At 40.4% G+C, this 19593-nt stretch carries 20 protein-coding genes and 1 pseudogene; 7 read left to right on the forward strand and 14 right to left on the reverse strand.

Going from position 1 to position 19593, the window contains the following annotated elements; genetic code table 11:
- Window position 1: 1 nt before the first annotated feature.
- From DWW81_RS07875 to DWW81_RS07915, 9 genes are all read right to left on the reverse strand, one after another.
- The gene (locus DWW81_RS07875; protein WP_022286850.1) at window positions 2-358 is read right to left on the reverse strand and encodes an Asp23/Gls24 family envelope stress response protein; all 357 of its coding nucleotides are present in this window, start codon (window positions 356-358) and stop codon (window positions 2-4) included.
- Between the two features lie 126 nt (window positions 359-484).
- The gene (locus DWW81_RS07880) at window positions 485-1027 is read right to left on the reverse strand and encodes a SpoIIIAH-like family protein (RefSeq protein WP_038671921.1); all 543 of its coding nucleotides are present in this window, start codon (window positions 1025-1027) and stop codon (window positions 485-487) included.
- A gap of 18 nt (window positions 1028-1045) precedes the next feature.
- The gene (locus tag DWW81_RS07885; protein WP_242989192.1) at window positions 1046-1597 is read right to left on the reverse strand and encodes a stage III sporulation protein AG; all 552 of its coding nucleotides are present in this window, start codon (window positions 1595-1597) and stop codon (window positions 1046-1048) included.
- Window positions 1598-1600: 3 nt separating this feature from the next.
- Window positions 1601-2071 carry a stage III sporulation protein AF gene (locus DWW81_RS07890; protein ID WP_117897277.1) on the reverse strand — a complete coding sequence of 157 codons (471 nt, stop codon included), beginning with the start codon at window positions 2069-2071 and terminating at the stop codon, window positions 1601-1603.
- Window position 2072: 1 nt separating this feature from the next.
- A complete protein-coding gene (locus DWW81_RS07895) occupies window positions 2073-3212 on the reverse strand; it encodes a hypothetical protein (protein WP_117897278.1) in 1140 nt (379 codons plus the stop codon).
- Window positions 3213-3221: 9 nt separating this feature from the next.
- Window positions 3222-3608 (reverse strand): stage III sporulation AC/AD family protein, encoded by a 387-nt coding sequence (locus DWW81_RS07900; RefSeq protein WP_117857317.1) that lies wholly within the window; start codon window positions 3606-3608, stop codon window positions 3222-3224.
- Window positions 3608-3805 (reverse strand): stage III sporulation protein AC, encoded by a 198-nt coding sequence (spoIIIAC, locus tag DWW81_RS07905; protein ID WP_022286844.1) that lies wholly within the window; start codon window positions 3803-3805, stop codon window positions 3608-3610. Before spoIIIAC ends, DWW81_RS07900 begins: the two co-directional genes overlap by 1 nt.
- A 40-nt stretch (window positions 3806-3845) precedes the next feature.
- Complete coding sequence (locus DWW81_RS07910) at window positions 3846-4334, reverse strand: stage III sporulation protein AB (protein ID WP_117897279.1); 489 nt, start codon at window positions 4332-4334, stop codon at window positions 3846-3848.
- A gap of 1 nt (window position 4335) precedes the next feature.
- Window positions 4336-5271 (reverse strand): stage III sporulation protein AA, encoded by a 936-nt coding sequence (locus DWW81_RS07915; protein ID WP_117876014.1) that lies wholly within the window; start codon window positions 5269-5271, stop codon window positions 4336-4338.
- A gap of 220 nt (window positions 5272-5491) precedes the next feature.
- Here DWW81_RS07915 and DWW81_RS07920 point away from each other — a divergent pair, with 220 nt between their 5' ends.
- The 6 genes from DWW81_RS07920 (at window position 5492) to DWW81_RS07945 (ending at window position 12854) form a co-directional block, all read left to right on the forward strand.
- On the forward strand, window positions 5492-6460 hold the full coding sequence (locus DWW81_RS07920) for a MoxR family ATPase (RefSeq protein WP_117897280.1): 969 nt from the start codon (window positions 5492-5494) through the stop codon (window positions 6458-6460).
- A 143-nt stretch (window positions 6461-6603) separates the two neighbouring features.
- The gene (locus tag DWW81_RS07925; RefSeq protein WP_242989584.1) at window positions 6604-7665 is read left to right on the forward strand and encodes a DUF58 domain-containing protein; all 1062 of its coding nucleotides are present in this window, start codon (window positions 6604-6606) and stop codon (window positions 7663-7665) included.
- 10 nt (window positions 7666-7675) lie between these two features.
- The gene (locus DWW81_RS07930; protein WP_117897282.1) at window positions 7676-10357 is read left to right on the forward strand and encodes a transglutaminase-like domain-containing protein; all 2682 of its coding nucleotides are present in this window, start codon (window positions 7676-7678) and stop codon (window positions 10355-10357) included.
- 159 nt (window positions 10358-10516) lie between these two features.
- Complete coding sequence (locus DWW81_RS07935) at window positions 10517-11470, forward strand: TAXI family TRAP transporter solute-binding subunit (protein ID WP_181982702.1); 954 nt, start codon at window positions 10517-10519, stop codon at window positions 11468-11470.
- A gap of 17 nt (window positions 11471-11487) precedes the next feature.
- Window positions 11488-12660: a sodium/glutamate symporter gene (gene gltS, locus DWW81_RS07940; protein ID WP_117897291.1), complete on the forward strand. Its 1173-nt coding sequence runs from the start codon at window positions 11488-11490 to the stop codon at window positions 12658-12660.
- A gap of 14 nt (window positions 12661-12674) precedes the next feature.
- Window positions 12675-12854 carry a hypothetical protein gene (locus DWW81_RS07945; RefSeq protein ID WP_117897284.1) on the forward strand — a complete coding sequence of 60 codons (180 nt, stop codon included), beginning with the start codon at window positions 12675-12677 and terminating at the stop codon, window positions 12852-12854.
- Window positions 12855-12895: 41 nt separating this feature from the next.
- On the opposite strand, the gene DWW81_RS07950 is transcribed toward DWW81_RS07945, so the two are convergent.
- The 4 genes from DWW81_RS07950 to DWW81_RS07965 form a co-directional block, all read right to left on the reverse strand.
- On the reverse strand, window positions 12896-15454 hold the full coding sequence (locus DWW81_RS07950; RefSeq protein ID WP_117897285.1) for a TetM/TetW/TetO/TetS family tetracycline resistance ribosomal protection protein: 2559 nt from the start codon (window positions 15452-15454) through the stop codon (window positions 12896-12898).
- Window positions 15455-15590: 136 nt separating this feature from the next.
- Window positions 15591-16322, reverse strand: a complete 732-nt coding sequence (locus tag DWW81_RS07955; protein ID WP_038671901.1) for a nucleotidyltransferase domain-containing protein — start codon at window positions 16320-16322, stop codon at window positions 15591-15593.
- A 19-nt stretch (window positions 16323-16341) separates the two neighbouring features.
- Window positions 16342-16806, reverse strand: coding sequence for an NUDIX domain-containing protein (locus DWW81_RS07960; protein ID WP_038671899.1), 465 nt, complete (start codon window positions 16804-16806; stop codon window positions 16342-16344).
- Window positions 16807-17198: 392 nt separating this feature from the next.
- Window positions 17199-18524, reverse strand: a complete 1326-nt coding sequence (locus DWW81_RS07965) for an MATE family efflux transporter (protein WP_117897292.1) — start codon at window positions 18522-18524, stop codon at window positions 17199-17201.
- Window positions 18525-18935: 411 nt separating this feature from the next.
- Here DWW81_RS07965 and DWW81_RS07975 point away from each other — a divergent pair, with 411 nt between their 5' ends.
- Complete coding sequence (locus DWW81_RS07975) at window positions 18936-19226, forward strand: hypothetical protein (protein ID WP_117897286.1); 291 nt, start codon at window positions 18936-18938, stop codon at window positions 19224-19226.
- 73 nt (window positions 19227-19299) lie between these two features.
- Here the strand turns inward: DWW81_RS07975 and DWW81_RS13255 are convergent.
- Window positions 19300-19593, reverse strand: a pseudogene (locus DWW81_RS13255) (hypothetical protein); the annotation flags it as partial.

Genomic DNA, 19593 nt, shown 5'->3' on the forward strand with positions numbered 1-19593 from the left:
CCTATTCCTTTTCTGAAAGGTCAACTCCGCATATGGTCACATTTACCTTTGCAACTGTAAGTCCAAGCATATTCTGAACTGCACTTTTTACTTTATCCTGTATCTCCTCGGCAACGGAAACCGCCTTAGCTCCACGGCAAAGTATTATACCTATAGACACTGACAGCACATCGTCAACAAGGCCTATCCTGATATTGCCGAAATTTTCCTGTCTAAACCAGAGCTGACGTGGAGTCTTCATAACAGGAGCGATACCATAAACGCCCTCTATCTCATTAACAGAATTTGTAACGATCTGTGCTATAACGTCCTGACTTATGTGCAGGCTTTTTTCTACTTTCTTTGAAACATCATTCATGTTTATCCAAGCCTCCCTTTTTAGATATAAAAAAGAAATCCTTCAATCTATACTTACAACCATTATATCATAAAAATCAATAGGTTACAAGTATTTTGAAGGACTTTTTTTATTTGCTGACAAATTTTATTCTACATCATAAATTCTGATGTTTTCATTTGCAACTGAAACTTCGCTAAGGAGGATATCTTTTATCTGTGCCGCTTCGCTTGCAACAAGCCCGTCGCTGTCGGTCTTTACAACGATATTTGCGTTGTCACCGTCAAGATAAACAACACAGTCCTCAAAGCCTGCTGCTTTCACGAGTGTCTCTACCTTGCTCTCCGACTCCATGAGCCCTGTCATGGCTGAAGCTTCTTCTTCAGCGACTTTCTTTTCTTCCTCTGTGGAATCGCCGCCGTTCATTATATTCTTTAATGTTTCTACCGCCTCGTCCCTTGAATTCATTCTGTCTATTCTTGCCTGTGCAAAATAATCTGAAGTGCTGTCAGTGCTTACGAGCTGTGCGTCGCCGTAATTCACGCTTTGACTTTTCACAACGTCCGTCGCCTTTATCTTGCCGTCTGAGGTCGATACTGCATAATTTATGTATACTGCAAGACCGAGTATCAGCGTCATTCCTGCAAGGATTATCTGCTTTTTGCCTATTATCATGGTCGGTTTTTTCATCTTTATTACCTCTTTCTGTTATTTTCTGCCCTCAACGCAGATCTTACTGCTTGATATGCCTAGAACTGTCGAAACCGCTTTAAGTACACGTTCGTTTACTTTTATATCTCCACCTCCTTCGCAAACAATGACAACGCCGCATATCTGCGGTTTTATTATTTTTCTGACCAAAGCCTCCTTTTTGCCGTCATTATCAGTTATTACTATCTCGTTTTCATATCTGTCGCTTGTTCTGTCACCATTATTGTCTGTACTTTTGGTAAGATTTTCGGCATAAACATATTCGGTAGTTCCCTCAACTGTCACCATTACCTTGCACTCGCCAACTCCCCTGACTTGAGAAAGAACATCTTTAAGTTCTTTTTCTATCTGCTTTTTGTAGCTGTCTGTATCATCAGTGGCAACGCTTTCCGTGGGAATGCTCTTGCTCTCTGCCGTATTTTTAGCAGGAAACATCTCAGAAACAAATATAAGTAATATCCCTGCAAGACCTACGGCTATCACTATCTTCGTTTTCATAGGAAGCTTTTTAAGAGCCTTTATTTTCCCCTCAACTTTACTTTTCAGCAATGTTTATTCCTCCTGAATGATAACTTGAGTATCAGGCAGATCTTCTGCAATAAGCTTTTCAACAAGCCCTCTGTCGTTTGTTTTAGTCAGATATACCCTTACCGTTGTTATCTCTATTTCATTATATTCATTTATATCTGTGGTTATGTCCACTCTGACGTTTTCTATGCCATTCTTATTCAGCTTATCCAAAAAATATTCTTCAAGCCTGCTTTCGGATTCGGACAGATAATAAAGTTTCGTCGCTTTTGAAACGCTGTCAAACTCAGGCAGATCTGCAAGCTCTGTATAGTCGCTTAGGGTGACTTTGAAGCCATGTCCCATTACAGGCGTTATGACCGCAAGTAAAAGTATCACGGCAAGCACTGATCTAAGCTGTTTTTTCAAAGTTCCCTCAGGTGTGGCAATATCCGTCATAGAAGTTATCACGCCTATAATGCAGGCAATAAATATCACTGCTTTAACTGTATTCATTTTAAGCTCCTGTGTTCATGGCTGTCATTATTACAACTGATGTGGAAATAACGAACATTATAGAATAAGCCGCAAGGATGCTCACACCAATTGATAAAACCGAGTTTATGCTTTTAAGAAGTCCACCACTGTTGCTTATGCCAAAAATATCGTTAATAGTTGCACCTATCCACACCGCAAGTTTTACTGCAAGAAGCGTAAGCAAAGGTTTCGCAACTATCACAGACATTATTATAACGCCTATCACGCCGACGCTTGTTCTTATTACGCCTATACTTCCCTTTACCGCTGAATAAGCTTCAGAGACCGAGCCGCCTATGACAGGTATAAAGCTTGAAGCCGCAAATTTAACGGCTCTTGCGGAGAGATTATCAGCCGCTGCTCCTGCAAAGCTTTGAATAGATAACAGCCCTGTAAAAAGGGTCATCACAATGCCAAGCACCCATATGACCAGCTTTTTCACCGACTCTGCAAGGCTTCTAAGGTCAAGAGATGGGTTTATTGCAGAAACAAGGGTCACTGCAAGCACTGCCGACAAAAACGGCACAAGTATCGTATCTGCCAATATACCTGCGCTTTCACATATTATCAGCATAACGCCGTAATAGCCTGCTCCTGCCGCCGCACTACCGCCTGCTGTCGCCACGCTTGAAAATATGGGTATGTAGGACATCATGAATCTGTTCATTTGTTCCATGGAAGTCTTTACAGAATAAAGACTGTCGGTGACAGTATCGCTTATAACAAGCACTGTGGTAAGGACACATATGAGCGTGAATACCTTGTCCACTGTACCCTCGGCTGACATTGACCTTACCAACACGCAGAGCATAGTGGCGGCTGTTATTTTCCCGAGCATTATAAGAGGGCTTCGCAAAGCAGCGGTAAAGCTTTCAAATATGTGCTTTATCACATCAAAAGCATTTATATTTGCGGCAGAGGACGGATCTTCCAAAGTGATGTTATTATCTTCAAGTACGTTTTTTACATCTTCATCACCCTCAAAAGACAGTCCCTCGTTTATTTCGCTTATGAGCCTGTCATAATATTCATTGTTCTGTTCATCACTGTCTGCATATACCCCCTGTGGTGCAAACATGACCGCAAGGGCTATGATGACAGTGGCAATTATTTTTTTCATACGTTAATCCTATATAAGCAATGCTTTTACTATTTCTACAAATGCTTTGAAAAGCGGCAGCGATACCGAAAGCATTGCAAGCTTTCCTGCCAAAGTGACCTGTGACGCAAGTGCGTTTTCTCCGCAGTCCTTACAATAATCAGATGCAAGCTGTACGATATAGCATATGCCAAGTGACTTGAACAGTATGGTAAGATACATATTGTCGATTCCTGACAGAGTGAAAAGGTCCTCAAAAACTGAGATAAGATCTTTCACAAATGCTACCGAATGAAAAAGCACCAGTGCCGCCGCCGCAAGCACAGCCGCATATTTTATTTCACGGCTGTCTTTCTCAATGGCTTTGCACACTATGGTTGAGAAAATACAAAAGCACGCTATTGTAAATATTTTCATTAATACAATCCAAACACTTCTTTTATCGTTTCAAATAGATTTCCAATCTGCCTTACTATCATAAGCAGAACGACAATAAGCCCTGCAAGAGTTGTCATCATTGCCTGCTCGTCACGCTCCGCTCGTTTCAGCAAGAGATTTAACACAGCAACGATAATTCCTATGGCAGCGATTTTGAAAATAAGATCTATGTCCATAAAATTTTGTTCCCTTCATTATGGTTATCCTTTGCTATGGCTATATTAGAAGAATAGCGATAAAAGCCCCGCTGAGAACGCCCAAAGCCCTACATAGCCGCACCTGTGAGGTGAAATTCTCTGAAAGTCTGCTTATCTGCTCGTCAAGTGCGGCAAGGCTCATGGAAATGTATGCAAGCTGTCCATTTGTGTCTGTTGTGCCGAGTTTTTCAAAAAAATCTATGGCGGTCTGCCTGATTTCATTGTCAAAAAGCTTTGACTTATATATATCCTCGGTTATTCTTCTGCGGACATCAGGCGAAGAGGTATCTTGCGACAAAAATGTAAAGTCAGAATAATCCTTCTGCAAGCTAAGCTTTACGATAATTTCCCCGAAAGTCATTCCACCCTCAACCATTGCTCTTGTTTCAAATATCAACCGTCTGAGTAGCTTGAGATATTTCATTTGCCGTATCTTGTCCAACGCCATTGCACAGCCCATTTGTGTGCAGGCAGATATGATCAGCACACAGCCTATTAGCTTTATCATTTCATGCTCCTGTTTTTGTAAATGATACCAGCCTGCCACACATTGTTCCTGTGCCTAGTACCGCAAGTGCGTCGAAAGCCTTGTCTTTTATGAGTTTTGAGATATAACGCCGCTTTTTAAGCTCATCAAGGCTTGAAGCATGGCATGAAGCAATAAGCTTCACTCCTGAGTTGAGCGCATACTGCAAAGCTTCGTTGTCCTCAGAAGAACCTATCTCGTCGCATATGAGTATTTGCGGTGACATGACCTTGACAGCCGTCATTATGCCCTCATATTTGTTGTAGGAATTAAACACGTCCGTCATTGCACCTATAAGATTTTGCGGCTCACCTGCCACTGTTGCGGCAAACTCGTTTCGCTCGTCTATAAGCGCAACACGCCAGCGTTCTCCAAGCTTTCTTGCAAGATCACGAAGCACTGTAGTTTTTCCTCCCGATGGCGGTGAAGCAATAAGCAGGCTCATTGGTTTGTCAGAAAAGCATTTTGCATATATCTCGTCTGAACTGCCTATCATTTCACGAGCTATCCTTATATTAAGAGAAGATATATTTTTTACCGACTCCACGGCATAACTCCTTGCAGGATCAAGAACGGCAGTTCCGCAGAAGCCTACTCTGCACCCTCCTGAAACTGTTATGTACCCTCTTGCTATCTCACGGTGAAAGCTGTGAAGAGAATTCTGAAATGCTCGCTGATAGATAGTTTCAATATCCTCTGTGGCAACTTGAACGCTATCCCCGATATTGTTCATTAGTCTGCCGTTATCATTAACGAAATACTCTTTCGAGAATATTGTAACAGACAGCCGTCTACCTCTGCGAAGTCTTATTTCCTGTATCCTGTCACGCTCTATTTCCGGCACTGACATAATCGCTCCCCTTATGCGAGGGGTGAGCAGTTCGTAAACGTATTTTATCTTGCTGACTTCTCTTATCATTTTTTCACGCTCCTTTTGACTTGTCCTATGAAATAACTATGCTGTGAGCCTGTATTTTAGTACAAGATATTTGTATTCTCCTACATACGCAGATATCCATTATTGTATTTAATTATCACGCAAAATGCTTGAAATACTGTTGTATTTGTGATATAATATTAATGCAATATGCACAAATATTGTGAAGATAAAAGAAACATACAAAACAAAGGAGAAAATTATGAACAACAGCTTAACTGAAGAACAGGTAAAAGTACTGAATATGTCACAAAGCGTGATAAATGAGGTAAGAAAGGTCATTATCGGCAAGGACGAGATAATCATAAAAGTCCTGCTGTCCATACTTGCAGGCGGTCATATCCTTATTGAGGATATTCCGGGAGTAGGAAAGACCACTCTTGCCGTGGCTCTTTCAAAGGCGCTTTCACTTGACTATAAAAGACTACAATTCACCCCTGATGTTTTGCCAACAGACGTGACAGGTTTTACCATGCTAAATAAAGAAACACACAAGTTTGAATATAAGCAGGGTGCAGCACTCACAAATCTTTTTCTTGCAGACGAGATAAACAGAACCTCAAGTAAGACGCAGTCTGCGCTTCTTGAAGTAATGGAGGAGGGCAAGGTAACTGTAGACGGTATCACACATAAAATGCCTGACCCTTATATCGTTATCGCAACGCAAAACCCGGTTGGCTCTATAGGCACGCAAATGCTCCCTGAGTCGCAAATGGACAGATTTATCGTAAGGCTCACAATGGGTTATCCTAATCTTGAAAGCGAAGTCGCAATGCTAAAATCAAAGCAAAATCTCGTGCCTGTGGATAATGTAAGGCCTGTGGTTTCTGCGGAGGATATCCTTCAGGCAAGAAAAGTTGTGGAAAATATTTATGTTTCAGATCAGGTTTTCCAGTATATCGTTATGCTTGCAAATGCAACGAGAAACAACGAATATATAAAGCTGGGTCTTTCACCTAGAGGAACTATCGCACTACTCAGAATGACAAAGGCGACAGCGCTTCTTAAGGGCAGAGATTATGTTATCCCCGATGACGTTATATACAGCTTCAAGGACGTTGTTCTTCACAGACTTGTGTTCAGCTCAAAGGCAAAGATAAACGGCTTCACAGGAGAACAGATACTCAAAGGAGTTATTTCCTCAGTTCAGGTTCCAAGAGTTAGCAAGTAACGGAGGAGCAAATGCTGGTTTTATATATAATATTATTTATCGCCTCTATCTTTTTCTATATATTATATGTGGGTAGCTTCTCTTTTTATCTCTTTGCATTTTTACTTGTTATGCCTATTATCTTATTCGTTATGCTCAAAAAAATGTCAAAGAAAATAAGCGTTGGTTTTGTGAACACTCAGAAAACCGCAGGCAGATCGTCAAAGATACCTGTTGTGCTGAGACTGCAAAACCGCTCAAAGTTGCCTGTTGCCAATATGATTATAGAGATAGAATATTACAACACTCTTGACGGCGACAAAAATACAATGAAGATAAATACTCCCCTTTATCCTGATGATGTTCAGTATCTTACTTTGCACGTTTCTGCAAAGCATTATGGCACAGTGAGAATGAACATAAAACGCTGCCGCATTGTGGATATGCTGAAGCTTTTCAAGATAAGAGTAAGTACCGACGCTGCTTCCAGACTTTTTGGCGAAAGTACGTTCACTATAGTTCCTGACTATATACCTATCGAAAACAACATTGCGAATTATGCTGAAATGGGTCTTGAAACCGATGATTATTCCAAGACATCAAAGGGCGATGATCCCTCTGAGATTTTTGATATACACGAATATCATGATGGTGACAAAATAAACAGGATACACTGGAAGCTTACTGCAAAGCAGGATAAGACCATGGTCAAGGATTACTCTCTGCCAATATCAAATTCTATCGTGCTTATGGCTGATCTCAACCTTGATACAAATACAGACGATTATATGCTCGTATATGATACTCTTGTAGAGGCTATAGCGTCTATATCCTATTATCTTATAGAAAATGACACACCTCATAAGGTAGTGTGGTATGATAAAAAGAAAGATTTGAGTGAAGTAGTAAATGTTACAGACGAAGAAAGTGCAAGGCTGCTTATAAGTCTGCTGTTGCAGGCTTCTGTTTATGATGAGCCTGACCTGTCTATGATAAATTACATCAATGAGCCTGAGAGATATAAATGCGGTCACTTGATGTATTTTTCTCCCGCATATAACAGCGATCTCAGCGGCGTTATGAACGATAACGATCTGGCATTCCGCTATTCCTATATGCTTATCACAAACAAAAAGAAAGACGACGTTATAAACGATGAGTTTGCAGAGGTCGTGAACGTTACTGCAAAACACGTTGCCGAAAGCATACAGGAAATATGTCTATAAAGGTGACAACATGAAAAAGAAAAGAATAAAAAGCAAAAACAAAGATATAGGATTTATCAGCAGCAATGGTATCTGCATTGACGGAGATATCCTTATGAATTGTGAGCGTGAACATAATTCAGGCTCATTTCTATGGTTTCAGATACTTCTGACCTTTGTGACAACCATATGCACAGCGTTTATGGCAGTATCATTCCTTGATATGGAAATATACAAGACCACGATCATATATTACTCCGCCATGCTTTCACTTGTGTTTGGTCTGATGAAATCGTCACACAAGATAATTAAGTTTTCTGCACTTGGTGTGATGATACTTCATGTAATTTACCTTGTGAGCAGGATATCTACAATAAAATACGGCTTGTTCGTTGTTATAGACAGATATCTTTCAAGGGCAAATCAACCTAACTCAACTCTTGGCGTTCAGCTTAGTGGAATTTCTACTATCGACTACCCATATCTTGCGTCAAATTTTTTCGTATTTTTTATAACTCTTGTTTGCCTTGGTGCGGCAGCAGCCTGCCTTTATAGGATAGATTTTCCACTGCTGTTCATCATTACATTTCCTGTTTTCGAGCTTGGAATGTATTGGGGCTGGGAGCCGTCAATGTGGACTGTTATTGGTCTGTTTATATGCTGGGTGACAGTGCTTGCACTGCACATAATAAACCACACAACTAACAAGGCTGGAAGAAAAAACACCTTTGCGGTGCATGAGCGAAAACGCACGTTTTATTTTACATCTGAAAAGCAAAAAGCTTGTTTCTATAACGTATTCATGAAATTCACGGCTATTTTAAGCTCGTTTGTACTTGTAGTTATAATGCTTTTCTCAGCAATAACAGGCTTTACACGTCCTGAGTCATTTGCAAAATACAGACATAATATTTCTACAGCAGTGTCAAATTTCTCTCTCACTGACCTGAGAAATGCTTTTTCAGATTATGACGGCGGATTTGATCTGTTTGGTATAAAAACAGTTGGTGGCACAAACGGAGGCATTCTTGGCAAGACAGCAGGCATTAGCTTCAACGGCTCAACAGCACTAAAAGTGGTCACTCCAAAATTCTCTAATACACTATATCTCCGTGGATATGTAGCAGGCGTTTATAACGACAATAGCTGGACTCCTGTTGACGTGAATGGCAATGAAGACACCTTTTCTAATGATTTTGAGCAAGGCAAGATATGGGTGCAGGATCTGGATTATGACCTTATCCAACGAAAATATGCGGATCTGACCCCTGCTCAAATTTCTGTATCTGTTCTCGGCGCAAGCAAGAAATTTGTGTATGCGCCATACGCTTCTTTATATTCAAGTGATGGAAACACTGACGATAAAAAAATGCGTCCTACCACTGAGTCATATGTCAAATTAAGTTCAACAAAGTATTCTCTTTACTATTTTGACCCCTCTCTTATAGAAGGAAGGCTTGAAGCCCTCCCTGAGGCTATAGCCACAGAAGTGCCTGCATTGTCTGTTAATAAGGACAGAGGTGTTGACGCTTACTCAGAGTTTGTTCACCAGAAATATATGGACGTTTCAAAGTCTGATGAGCTTGATAAGGCATATAAAGAGATACTCAACGAATATCTTGGCGTGGATATTTACCACAAGGGTGATTGGACTTATGAAGAAATAAGCACTGCAATAAAAAACTATTTCTCTGATAACTTCACTTATACCCTTGAACCGGGTGTTACTCCAAAAGGTGAAGATTTCATAGATTATTTTTTAGGTACACAAAAGGAGGGCTATTGTTCATATTTCGCAACGGCGGGTGCAGAGCTTTTAAGAATGTTTGGCTATCCGTCAAGATATGTAGAGGGATATGTGGTGCTTAATTCACAGCTCGGTGAACCTGAAGATGATTCAACATACGAGGTAAGTGTAAAGGACAAATGTGCGCACGCATGGGCTGAGGTATTTATAGACAATGCAGGTTGGTATCCTGCAGAATTCACACCAGGTTATGATAATGATAATCCTAATCTTACACAACAAGAGAAAGACCCTAAGGAAGTCACAACAACTAAAAGCACAGAAAGCAAGCCTACGACTACCACACAAAATGGCGTTCAGGGTGGCACAACTTCAGTGGTTACTAAAAAGCCTGCAAACAGTTCAAAAGCTTCAACAACAAAGAAAACAAATTCTGCAAGCAACGGACATGGTGCCGGAGTGATGTCAGGCGCTGGGAAAACTTCTGTTTCATCAAGAATAACAGAAAACAACAGCGACCATGGCTCATTTGTAGGAATTTTCATCACTCTGGGCGGACTTCTGCTTATAGGATTCGGTGTTGTAGTCCATAGAGATGTAAAAGTAAAGAAAATGCGTTCGGAACTAAGTAATGGGGACAATAGATCACGCACTGTGGCGGTATATCGCTATATGCTCAAATATTTAAAGCTTATAGGCATCGCCGACAGCAGAAATATTACAGACTTACAGCTTTGTGACAGGTTAACAGAAAAATGCCAGGAAATGCAAATCAATGATTTCTCTCATATGATAAAATATATCGGAGAACTTGCAGTCAAAGCGGAAATGAGCAACTCAGTAATATCTGATGGGGAACTCGAAACTGCACTTTCTTATTTTGAAATCGTAAAGGACAAGATCGTCCTGCCAAAGCTTTCGGGTGCTAAGCTTCTTAATGCAAAATTTGTTTACTGTCTATATTAGAGGGAAAAAGCCACGCTCGGTGTGGCTTTTTTAACCTCAATGATAATACCAAAAAGCTGATCGGTTATTTTTTTATATGAAATATATGTTTAATGCAAATATGGATATGATATTATCAGTAGGATAACTTTTTGAATTTTTTAGAAAGGAATGATCGGATTGCGAAAAATAAAAAATACAATAATATTTATTGTTACAGTTGCTATACTTACAATGTTCTGCTCTTGCTGTAAACACTCTGAGATAAAACTGGGATCCGGCAACGAAGGTGGTATATATTATAAATTTGCTGACACTCTCAGTGATATTGATGAAAACATCACAAATATAAGAACGGCTGGTTCTCAGGCTAACATGAGGCTTTTAAAGGACGGCTTTATCAACATGGGAATAGTCCAGAGCGATGTCCTGTCTGAAGCAGTGAATGGCACAGGAGATTTTAATGGTAACAAAATAAACAACGTCCGTGCAGTTGCGGCTCTTTACATGGAGTCTTTTCAGATAATCGTTCCGGCTGACTCAGATATTCAAACTCCTGCTGATCTTAAAGGCAAAAAGGTCTCTGTGGGCGAAGAAGATTCTGGCGTAGCAAAAAATGCTGAGTACATTTTAAACTCTGTAAGTCTTGACTATAACATGATAGATGTGTGCAACATGAACTATCAGAAGTCTGCTGAGGCACTTAAAAACGGCTCTATCGATGCATTTTTCGTGGTACTTGGTGCTCCATGTGATGTTATAACACAGCTTTCTGAGAAAATGGATATAAGAATATTGCCTCTTGATGACAGAACGATATCATATATGACGAATCTTTATGACGGATACTATGAAACTGTAATAAAGGCAGGAACTTATAAAGGCATTGACGAGGACGTCAAGACTGTCGGCGTAAAGGCTGTTCTTGTGGCAAGCCAAAAGATGGACAGCGACACTGTAGCAGATATCACGAAAATGCTTTTTGAGGAAAATGACCAGATAAAGAAAAGGATCTCATTTGCGAATAATGACACAAAATTTGCGACAGATAATATTCCGTGTGCTTTTCATAAAGGGGCAGTGGTATATTATAACAGCATTGGAACTGCTATAACAGAGGAGGATAAAATTTGAAAACAATAAATGTGGATATGTATCAAACTCTTGCGGTGGCAGTAGGAGTCTTGTATTTAGGGGGATTTCTCAAAAAGAAAGTCAGATTTCTTGAAACCTTCTGTATTCCCTCTCCAGTCATCGGCGGAGTTATTTTTGCTATCATATCATGTATTCTTCACGTCGCAGGAATAGTCGAATTTCAGTTTGATGAAACGCTAAAAACAGTTTGCATGGTCATGTTCTTCACTTCTGTTGGCTTTCAGGCAAACATTAAAGTTTTGAAAGCAGGAGGTAAAAGTCTTATTGTATTTTTATTATGCCTGATAGTGCTGATATTTGCGCAGAATGCGGTTGCCGTAGGACTTTCAAAGCTATTGGGAGTAAGCTCACTGGTAGGTATGTGTACAGGATCTATCCCTATGGTAGGCGGTCACGGAACGTCAGGTGCTTTTGGCACAGTGCTTGAGGACCTTGGTCAGCAAGGAGCAACAAGCCTCTGCACAGCAGCGGCTACTTTTGGATTGATTATAGGCTCTGTAATGGGCGGACCTATCGGCAGAAAGCTTATACTCAAACACGATCTGCTGAAAACAGTTATTCCTGAGGACGACTCTATACTTGTCGAGGACGAACAAAAACATCACCGTTCTGTAAGCATGTATGCACCTGCAGCTTATCAGCTTGCGATAGCAATGGGAATAGGCACGTTTGTATCATGGGTGCTTTCATATTCAGGCATGACTTTTCCTGTGTATATCGGATCAATGATCGTTGCAGCATTTATGAGAAACATCGGTGAATACAGCGGTAAAATACACATACACATGGGTGAAATAAATGATATCGGTGGTATTTGTCTTTCACTTTTTCTCGGAATAGCCATGATAACATTGAAACTTTGGCAGCTTGCCGAGCTTGCATTGCCTATGATAATCATGCTTGTTGCACAGGTGCTTCTTATGGCAATGTTCTCATACTTTATCGTATATAATGTAATGGGCAGAAACTATGATGCGGCAGTGCTTGCGGCAGGAACTTGCGGCTTCGGAATGGGTGCAACGCCAAACGCTATGGCTAATATGCAGGCTTTAACAGCAAAATTTGCCCCTTCAATAAAGGCTTATATGCTTGTTCCTATTGTTGGAAGTATGTTTGCCGATTTTATAAACAGCCTTGTTATAACAGGATTTATCAACTTTATTAATTAACGGAGGAAAAGAATATGAACAAAAAGAACAAACATCTTGACTGTTATACAGATAACCTTGCTTTTCCAGAAGTTCACGTTGAAGATGTAAAAACTGAGAATGATGAAAACGAAAATAATAGTGAATCAGGCGTAATATTCGACAACTTAGCGATACCTGAAATAAAAATAAAGTCCAAGAAAAGGAAGAAATAAAGAAAACCGATTTTCTGGTTATTTTCAGAAAATCGGTTTTTTTATTTCATATTGGAGATATATTCTCTTATCTCTTTTTCAACACGGATAACGTCCTCGTGAAGTTCCTGAGCTGACATTCTGAAAGCGCCGCTGCCCATGATTATGACCTGCTCCATGCCGTCAGATGTGGCGACCCTTACCTTATGCTCTCGGCTAAGCTTGTGAGCAGTGCGTTCGATATAAGTGTCAGCGGTTTCGGCTTCTTTGGTGTAAACTATACTGATATTGTGGTAATTTTCCACTACGCGCTCCTGCTCTTTGACCTTGTATGCGTCAAAGACGAGTATCAGCTCACATTGCTTGTATCCCTGATAGTTGCAAAGCCTGTTCACAAGCATACTTCGTGCAAGGTCAAGGCTCTCGTTGGCAGCCTTTTTCAGCTCGTCCCAAGAGAAAATTATGTTATAGCCGTCAACCAGCAAATATTCCACGCCTGAGTATATCTGCTTCGGCTTTGACGCTGACTTTACAGACTTTTCAGGTCTGCGCATCGCATAGTACTTATCACGTTCTATCTTTCCGTAAGTGCGCTCAAATATCTCCATAAGCTCTTTGTCGCTTGCTGCACGTCTTACAAAATCTTCGGCACGAGCATATGTCTGTGGCTGAGAAACCTGCCTGCGTTTGTCCTCTGGAGGTATGTGAAGCTTATCAGGAACTTCGTTCCATTTGACATTGTAACCTGCGCCATGAGAGCAAAATACAGAATCTGCCGTATTTTCAAGATCTCTGTCAGGATCATAGCCATATTCTTCAAGCACAACTTCTGTATTATGACATTCACGGTAACCGTCAAAAGTGCATATCAGCTTTCCAACGCCCTTGGTGTAGCTTATGACCTGCGACTGATATCCACGCATTTCCGCCACTGGTGCGCTTCCCTTTATAACGGAAAATTCGCCCGATACCTCCGGCTGTGAGAAAACTCCGCCCATGTTCTGTATATCTGTTATAGCACGTCCTACGTTCTGCTGTGGCACTTCAAGTGTGAAGCTGTAATAAGGCTCAAGAAGAACGGGCTTTGCGTTTCTAAGTCCCTGTCTGACGGCACGATATGTTGCTTGACGGAAGTCGCCGCCCTCTGTGTGTTTAAGGTGCGCTCTTCCAGAAACGAGCGTTATTTTCATATCTGTAATAGGAGAGCCTGTGAGAACGCCAAGATACTTTTTCTCCTGCAAATGGGTAAGAATAAGTCTTTGCCAGTTTTTGTCCAGCGCATCTTCACTGCATTCCGTTGCAAAACGCAGACCCTTGCCACGCTCCAGCGGCTCAAGCTTCAAATGCACCTCAGCATAATGCCTGAGCGGCTCATAGTGACCATAGCCGTAGACAGACTCTGCAATAGTTTCTTTGTATGCAATGCTTCCCTCGCCAAAATCAATGTCGATATCAAAGCGCCGCTTGAAGAGGCTTTTCAGTATTTCAAGCTGCACCTCGCCCATTATGCTGATATGTATTTCGCCAAGCTGTTCATTCCAATCGACGTGAAGCTGTGGATCTTCATTTTCAAGCACACGGAAATACGACAGCAGAGTGTGCATATCCAAATCACACACAGGCTCGACACGATAGGTAAGAACAGGCTCCAGCAGTGGTTTTGCAGAATCCTGCTCAAAACCAAATCCCTGCCCTGCATAGGTTTTAGTCAACCCCTCAACAGCGCAAACAACGCCAGTTACAGCGTTATCCGCATTACGATATTTTGCCCCTGAATATATTCTTATCCTGCTGACCTTTTCCGAGAAGCTTTCACCGTCAGCCGATGTGTAATCTACTAGATCTCTAACCTTAAGACAGCCACCTGTTATCTTCATAAAAGTCAGGCGTGAGCCACCGTCCTCTGAAATTTTATACACTTTTGCACCAAAAGTACCGCTGTCATATACACACGGTGCAAGCTCTGCAAGGGCGTTCATAAATTTTTCTATGCCCTGTGATTTTAAAGCTGAGCCGAAAAAGCATGGAAATACTTTTCTATGAGCCACGGAATCTGACAGTATCTTGTCAGACATTGATCCCGTTTCAAGAAACTCATTCATAATATTTTCATCAAAAAGGGCGCAATCCTCTGCGACTTCGGACTTCATACGGCAGAAATCCACAAATCCACTGCCAAGACGACCCTCTAAACTGTTCATGACGAAGGTTTTATCAGCGCCGTCCAAGTCCATTTTATTTACAAAAACAAAGGTTGGGACGTTATAACGCTTTAACAGCCTCCAAAGAGTTTGGCTATGGCTCTGCACACCGTCAGTTCCGCTTATAACAAGCACAGCAAGATCAAGCACCTGTAATGCACGCTCAGTTTCCGCTGAGAAATCGACATGACCTGGTGTGTCAAGCAAGGTGAAAGATGTGTTTTTATATTCAAATTCTGCGGGTTTTGAGAAAACAGTTATACCTCTGTTTTTTTCAATCATATCCGTGTCAAGAAAAGCGTCGCCGTGGTCTACACGTCCGACCTTTCTTATTTTGCCAGACAAATAAAGCATTGCTTCCGAAAGCGTTGTCTTGCCTGAGTCGACGTGGGCAATTATGCCTATTACTGTTTTTTTCATTTTTTCTTCCTATTTGCTAAATTTCAATGTACTCCATTTCATTCTTCATTTGCACAAATCCAAACTTTTCATATAAATGTCTGCCCATTTCTGCGATATAAAGGGTTCGTATATATGCTTTCTTCATGCTATCTAATTATAAATCATTTTCAAGAAAGTTTTGTATTTTATCATTAAGAAACATCAGAACATCCTTATGATCAGACAAAATGTCCGTTTCAAATCTTTCCTTATTTAGAAAGTATTCAACCATAATTCTATTATCATCCTGATACGATTCTAATAAACTTTCTATCGACAAGGGATAAACTCCTGTTGCACAAAAGCGTTCTTGTCTTAATGCAAACATGAGCGGCTTCAAAATATATGTCGAAATTTTTTGGTGCGTAAGTAATTCTTTTGGCTCATCTACACATATATAATGGCGAACACTCATTAAAATATTTGCTAAATTTTTCTTATAGGATAACTGTATCTTTTCATTTATATTTTCGATTTTCACCAATTGCTCACCATACAATAAAACACTATTTAGTTCAGCAATTGCATATTCTGACCAATCTTCAAATATTTTGCTTTTATATTCGTCTACGGATAAGCATTGAGTATTTATCTCCAACAAATCATAAGGGATAGATGTGTTTCTAGCACAATGCCCAACATTTTCTAAGACATATTGATTTATTGTACTAAAGATACAAAACACGTCTAAATCAGAATTATCATTTGCATCTCCTCTCGCATAACTTCCAGTCAAATAAACCATTAATAAGTATTCACCTAATCTATTTTTTAAGGCTGACACAAATTCACTCAATACTTTCTCATAATCATGATTTACTTTATTTGCTGGTATCACTCTTCTCATAAACAAGTTCCTTCATTATTTAGTCTGTTACTTCTGGGTCTCCAATTTCTTCATTTCCTAAATAAACTTTATACGCTTTTCCTTCATACAAATTCATGATCTGTCGGCGTAATTTTGAAGGATATAATGGTGTTGTATTTAATGTTTTAATATCTAACCAATCATATCCAACTTGATTTGTATCACTTTGCAAGACGGCATTTTCAAGTTTTCCAATATACTCACATAAAAACACCAAATCTACACGATGAAATTTTTCTCCATGTAAACCCTCTATAACAAACGCTAAATCTTTCACAACTACCCGCAATCCCATTTCTTCTGCCACTTCTCTACAAACTGCTTCAGGAAGAAGTTCCTCCACATCTTGTCCGCCGCCGGGCATAATATACCATTCTTCTTTTCCGTCACTTATTTTGATTGCCAACATCTTATCATCTTTAATAATTAATGCTTTTGCTGCATTTCTTACAGTTCTATCCATAATATCTCCAACGTTACTTGTATCGCTGTGGAACAGTTGTCACCACAAACATATTATCCTATACGCTAAACTGCCATGCCCTATAAAAAGCGGCATGTTTAACCAATGTGTGTAAACCACACCGCTAAGCTAACTGTCCTGATTTACTGCGCTTTCCTTGTTATCAATACCACACACTCCACGTGGCTCGGTTGTTCAACGAAAAACATACTCAACCCCTATTGTACAAGGAAATGGTGGAACGCACCTTTTCCCTTAAAATCTAGTGGTTCGAGCCTGTGATAACCTTGAATTGCTCTATAATTGTATAGGCAAACAGGGTAAAGTTCTGTTCCTTAAACTTCATTTTTAATGTCATCCCTACAAACTGGAATTTAACTAAAGTATGCCATTTAATTAGTCGGCCATGATCTCCTAAGAGCCACATAGGAGATCAAAAAGTTTGCAAGCCAGCCAACTGGTATCGCAAGCCAGACAAAGGCAATGCCGAAACGTGGTGCACAGATCAGGGCAACGGACAGACGAATCGCAAGATTCACTATGTTTGCAACGAGGAACGGACGCATAATTCCGAGGCCGCGAAGAACTCCATCGGTTGCCATCTTGATACCCATGAAGATGAAAAAGTAACCAAGCCACCTCATATAATCACCAGACACCTGATAGGCAAACGCCGTTCCGTCTTTCCCTAAGAGCAGTGAGGAGATCTGCGTATGCAGCGCTTCAATGGTCACAAACGCAATGACCGCAAAGCACAGATCCAGCACCAGTGCAACATGGTAGCCTTTTTTGATACGATCAATTTTCTTTGCACCAAGATTCTGGGAAACATACGGCGAAACCGCATTGCCGACGGATACAAAGATCAATGAAAAAACATTTTCCACCCTCATCGTTGCTGCATACCCGGCGAGTGCCTGTGTGCCGAAAGGATTTACCACTGCCTGCACGATCATCATACCGATAGACACTGTGGACTGCTGCAAAACCGATGGTACCGCAATGCGAAGCATGGAATACAGTTTCTGCCGGTCGAAACTGCTAAAGGAGCTCTTGTATTGCCGCATCCGAGACAGAAAGATCAAAAACGAAAACACAGCTGAAATTCCCTGTGCAATCAGGGTTGCAATAGCCGCACCGAACACACCGAGACCTAGCCCGGCTACCATCCAAAGATCCATTAAAATATTCAGTATGGACGAAAAAATCAGCAGTCCTAGCGGAATTTTGGATTCGCCGATTGAGGTGAACATGGTAGAAAGAATGTTATACATAAACAGAAACGGAAAGCCCACAAAATAGACCCGCAGATACAGTACTGCATCATCCAGTATGTCGGCAGGGGTTTGCAGTCCACTCATCAACGAGTTGGCGAAGAAAAAGCCAAAAACACCAAGGACTATACTTAGAAGCAAAAAGCTAATCAAGGAGGTTGACACGATTGTTTTCATTTTGCCATACTCCCTGGCTCCGAAATAACGGCTCACAAGCACACCGGCTCCGACACCGGCTCCCAGTGCCACACAAATGAACACATTGGTCAATGCTGCACATGCACCGACAGCTGCAAGTGCGGAAGAACCAACAAACTGGCCGACAATAACAGAGTCGGCCATATTGTATATTTGCTGAAAGAAACTTCCAATAATCATTGGCATTGCAAAAACCGTCAACGCTTTGAAGGGCGTATCGGTTATCAAATACTCATCTTTCGACATTATCATATTCCTCCATGGTATCTTGTATCGTGGTGTAATCGGATTCTGTGCCGACTGATTCAACTTTAATCTGGCTATCGACTTTCCAATGTAGAACGATTCATTCTCATCCAACGGAAATCACTGCTCATATCTTTCATCCACAAAAAAATAATCTATTTTCAGTTTTTGGTGTAAGAACAATATCCTGTCTTGGAAGTTTTACTACCCAATAAAATTACACTACTCTCAAACCTCAAATTTAAGATAATGACACTACTCATCAGTGCATTTTATATTTGGCAGTAATTATATTATAGCATACAAATATAAAAAGTCAACAAAATTCAGATAACGCACATATCCTTTGATTGTGTAGAATAGGTTTACAAAAATGGTGACTCTGGTCAACAGTATCTTTCTATCGTCTATGTGAATGGTATCAGAAAGCAGTGGCTCTTTTATCCTGATTACATCATTAAGACTACCGACGGAAATATTTGGATTATCGAAACTAAGGGTGGTATGCAGGCTGGTCACACCAAAAACATTGACCGTCAGGTTGAAAATAAGTTTAATGCATTTAAGGAATACGCCAAGAAGTACAACCTTCATTGGGGCTTTGTGCGTGACATTGATGAGGATTTGTACATAAATAATACAATCTACACTGAAGATATGTCAGGCGATAATTGGATTCCACTGGATGATGTGCTGAAATAAATTCTCAGCTTTGAATAAAATTAAAAATGAGCTACTGCACATAATGCAATAGCTCATTTTCGTATATTCCAAATCAACCTAATTGTTCTACAAATCTTGCAAATGCTTCTTTTCCTTGTTTATCTCTCTTAAATACTCCGGCATCTTCAAGTACCTGCTCAAAAACTCTGCCGACTTCATAACGAATAATCTCCATTGCATTATCAGCGTTAAAATCAGAATATTTTTTTAGAATTTCACTTGCCCAAATTGCATGAGATGCAATTTTATCATCTGTAGCAATCTCTTTGCCGGACAGCATTGCATCTTTTAAAAGTAATCCTGTATAATAAAACTTGACACATAAAAAACAATCAAAGTATAATAA

The sequence above is a fragment of the Ruminococcus sp. AF17-1AC genome (assembly GCF_003461385.1).
GTDB classification, from domain to species: Bacteria; Bacillota; Clostridia; order Oscillospirales; family Ruminococcaceae; genus Hominimerdicola; species Hominimerdicola aceti.

Bases quoted from the DNA above. Each gene is read 5' to 3' on its own strand.
- gltS (WP_117897291.1), top strand. From the start codon at position 11,488: ATGTATCAAACTCTTGCGGTGGCAGTAGGAGTCTTGTATTTAGGGGGA.
- DWW81_RS07930 (WP_117897282.1), top strand. From the start codon at position 7,676: ATGAAAAAGAAAAGAATAAAAAGCAAAAACAAAGATATAGGATTTATC.
- DWW81_RS07910 (WP_117897279.1), bottom strand. From the start codon at position 4,334: ATGATAAAGCTAATAGGCTGTGTGCTGATCATATCTGCCTGCACACAA.
- DWW81_RS07965 (WP_117897292.1), bottom strand. From the start codon at position 18,524: ATGTCGAAAGATGAGTATTTGATAACCGATACGCCCTTCAAAGCGTTG.
- DWW81_RS07945 (WP_117897284.1), top strand. From the start codon at position 12,675: ATGAACAAAAAGAACAAACATCTTGACTGTTATACAGATAACCTTGCT.
- DWW81_RS07915 (WP_117876014.1), bottom strand. From the start codon at position 5,271: ATGATAAGAGAAGTCAGCAAGATAAAATACGTTTACGAACTGCTCACC.
- DWW81_RS07925 (WP_242989584.1), top strand. From the start codon at position 6,604: ATGTCAAAGAAAATAAGCGTTGGTTTTGTGAACACTCAGAAAACCGCA.
- DWW81_RS07920 (WP_117897280.1), top strand. From the start codon at position 5,492: ATGAACAACAGCTTAACTGAAGAACAGGTAAAAGTACTGAATATGTCA.
- DWW81_RS07890 (WP_117897277.1), bottom strand. From the start codon at position 2,071: ATGAATACAGTTAAAGCAGTGATATTTATTGCCTGCATTATAGGCGTG.
- DWW81_RS07955 (WP_038671901.1), bottom strand. From the start codon at position 16,322: ATGAGAAGAGTGATACCAGCAAATAAAGTAAATCATGATTATGAGAAA.
- DWW81_RS07880 (WP_038671921.1), bottom strand. From the start codon at position 1,027: ATGAAAAAACCGACCATGATAATAGGCAAAAAGCAGATAATCCTTGCA.
- DWW81_RS07900 (WP_117857317.1), bottom strand. From the start codon at position 3,608: ATGAAAATATTTACAATAGCGTGCTTTTGTATTTTCTCAACCATAGTG.
- DWW81_RS07875 (WP_022286850.1), bottom strand. From the start codon at position 358: ATGAATGATGTTTCAAAGAAAGTAGAAAAAAGCCTGCACATAAGTCAG.
- spoIIIAC (WP_022286844.1), bottom strand. From the start codon at position 3,805: ATGGACATAGATCTTATTTTCAAAATCGCTGCCATAGGAATTATCGTT.
- DWW81_RS07895 (WP_117897278.1), bottom strand. From the start codon at position 3,212: ATGAAAAAAATAATTGCCACTGTCATCATAGCCCTTGCGGTCATGTTT.
- DWW81_RS07960 (WP_038671899.1), bottom strand. From the start codon at position 16,806: ATGGATAGAACTGTAAGAAATGCAGCAAAAGCATTAATTATTAAAGAT.
- DWW81_RS07950 (WP_117897285.1), bottom strand. From the start codon at position 15,454: ATGAAAAAAACAGTAATAGGCATAATTGCCCACGTCGACTCAGGCAAG.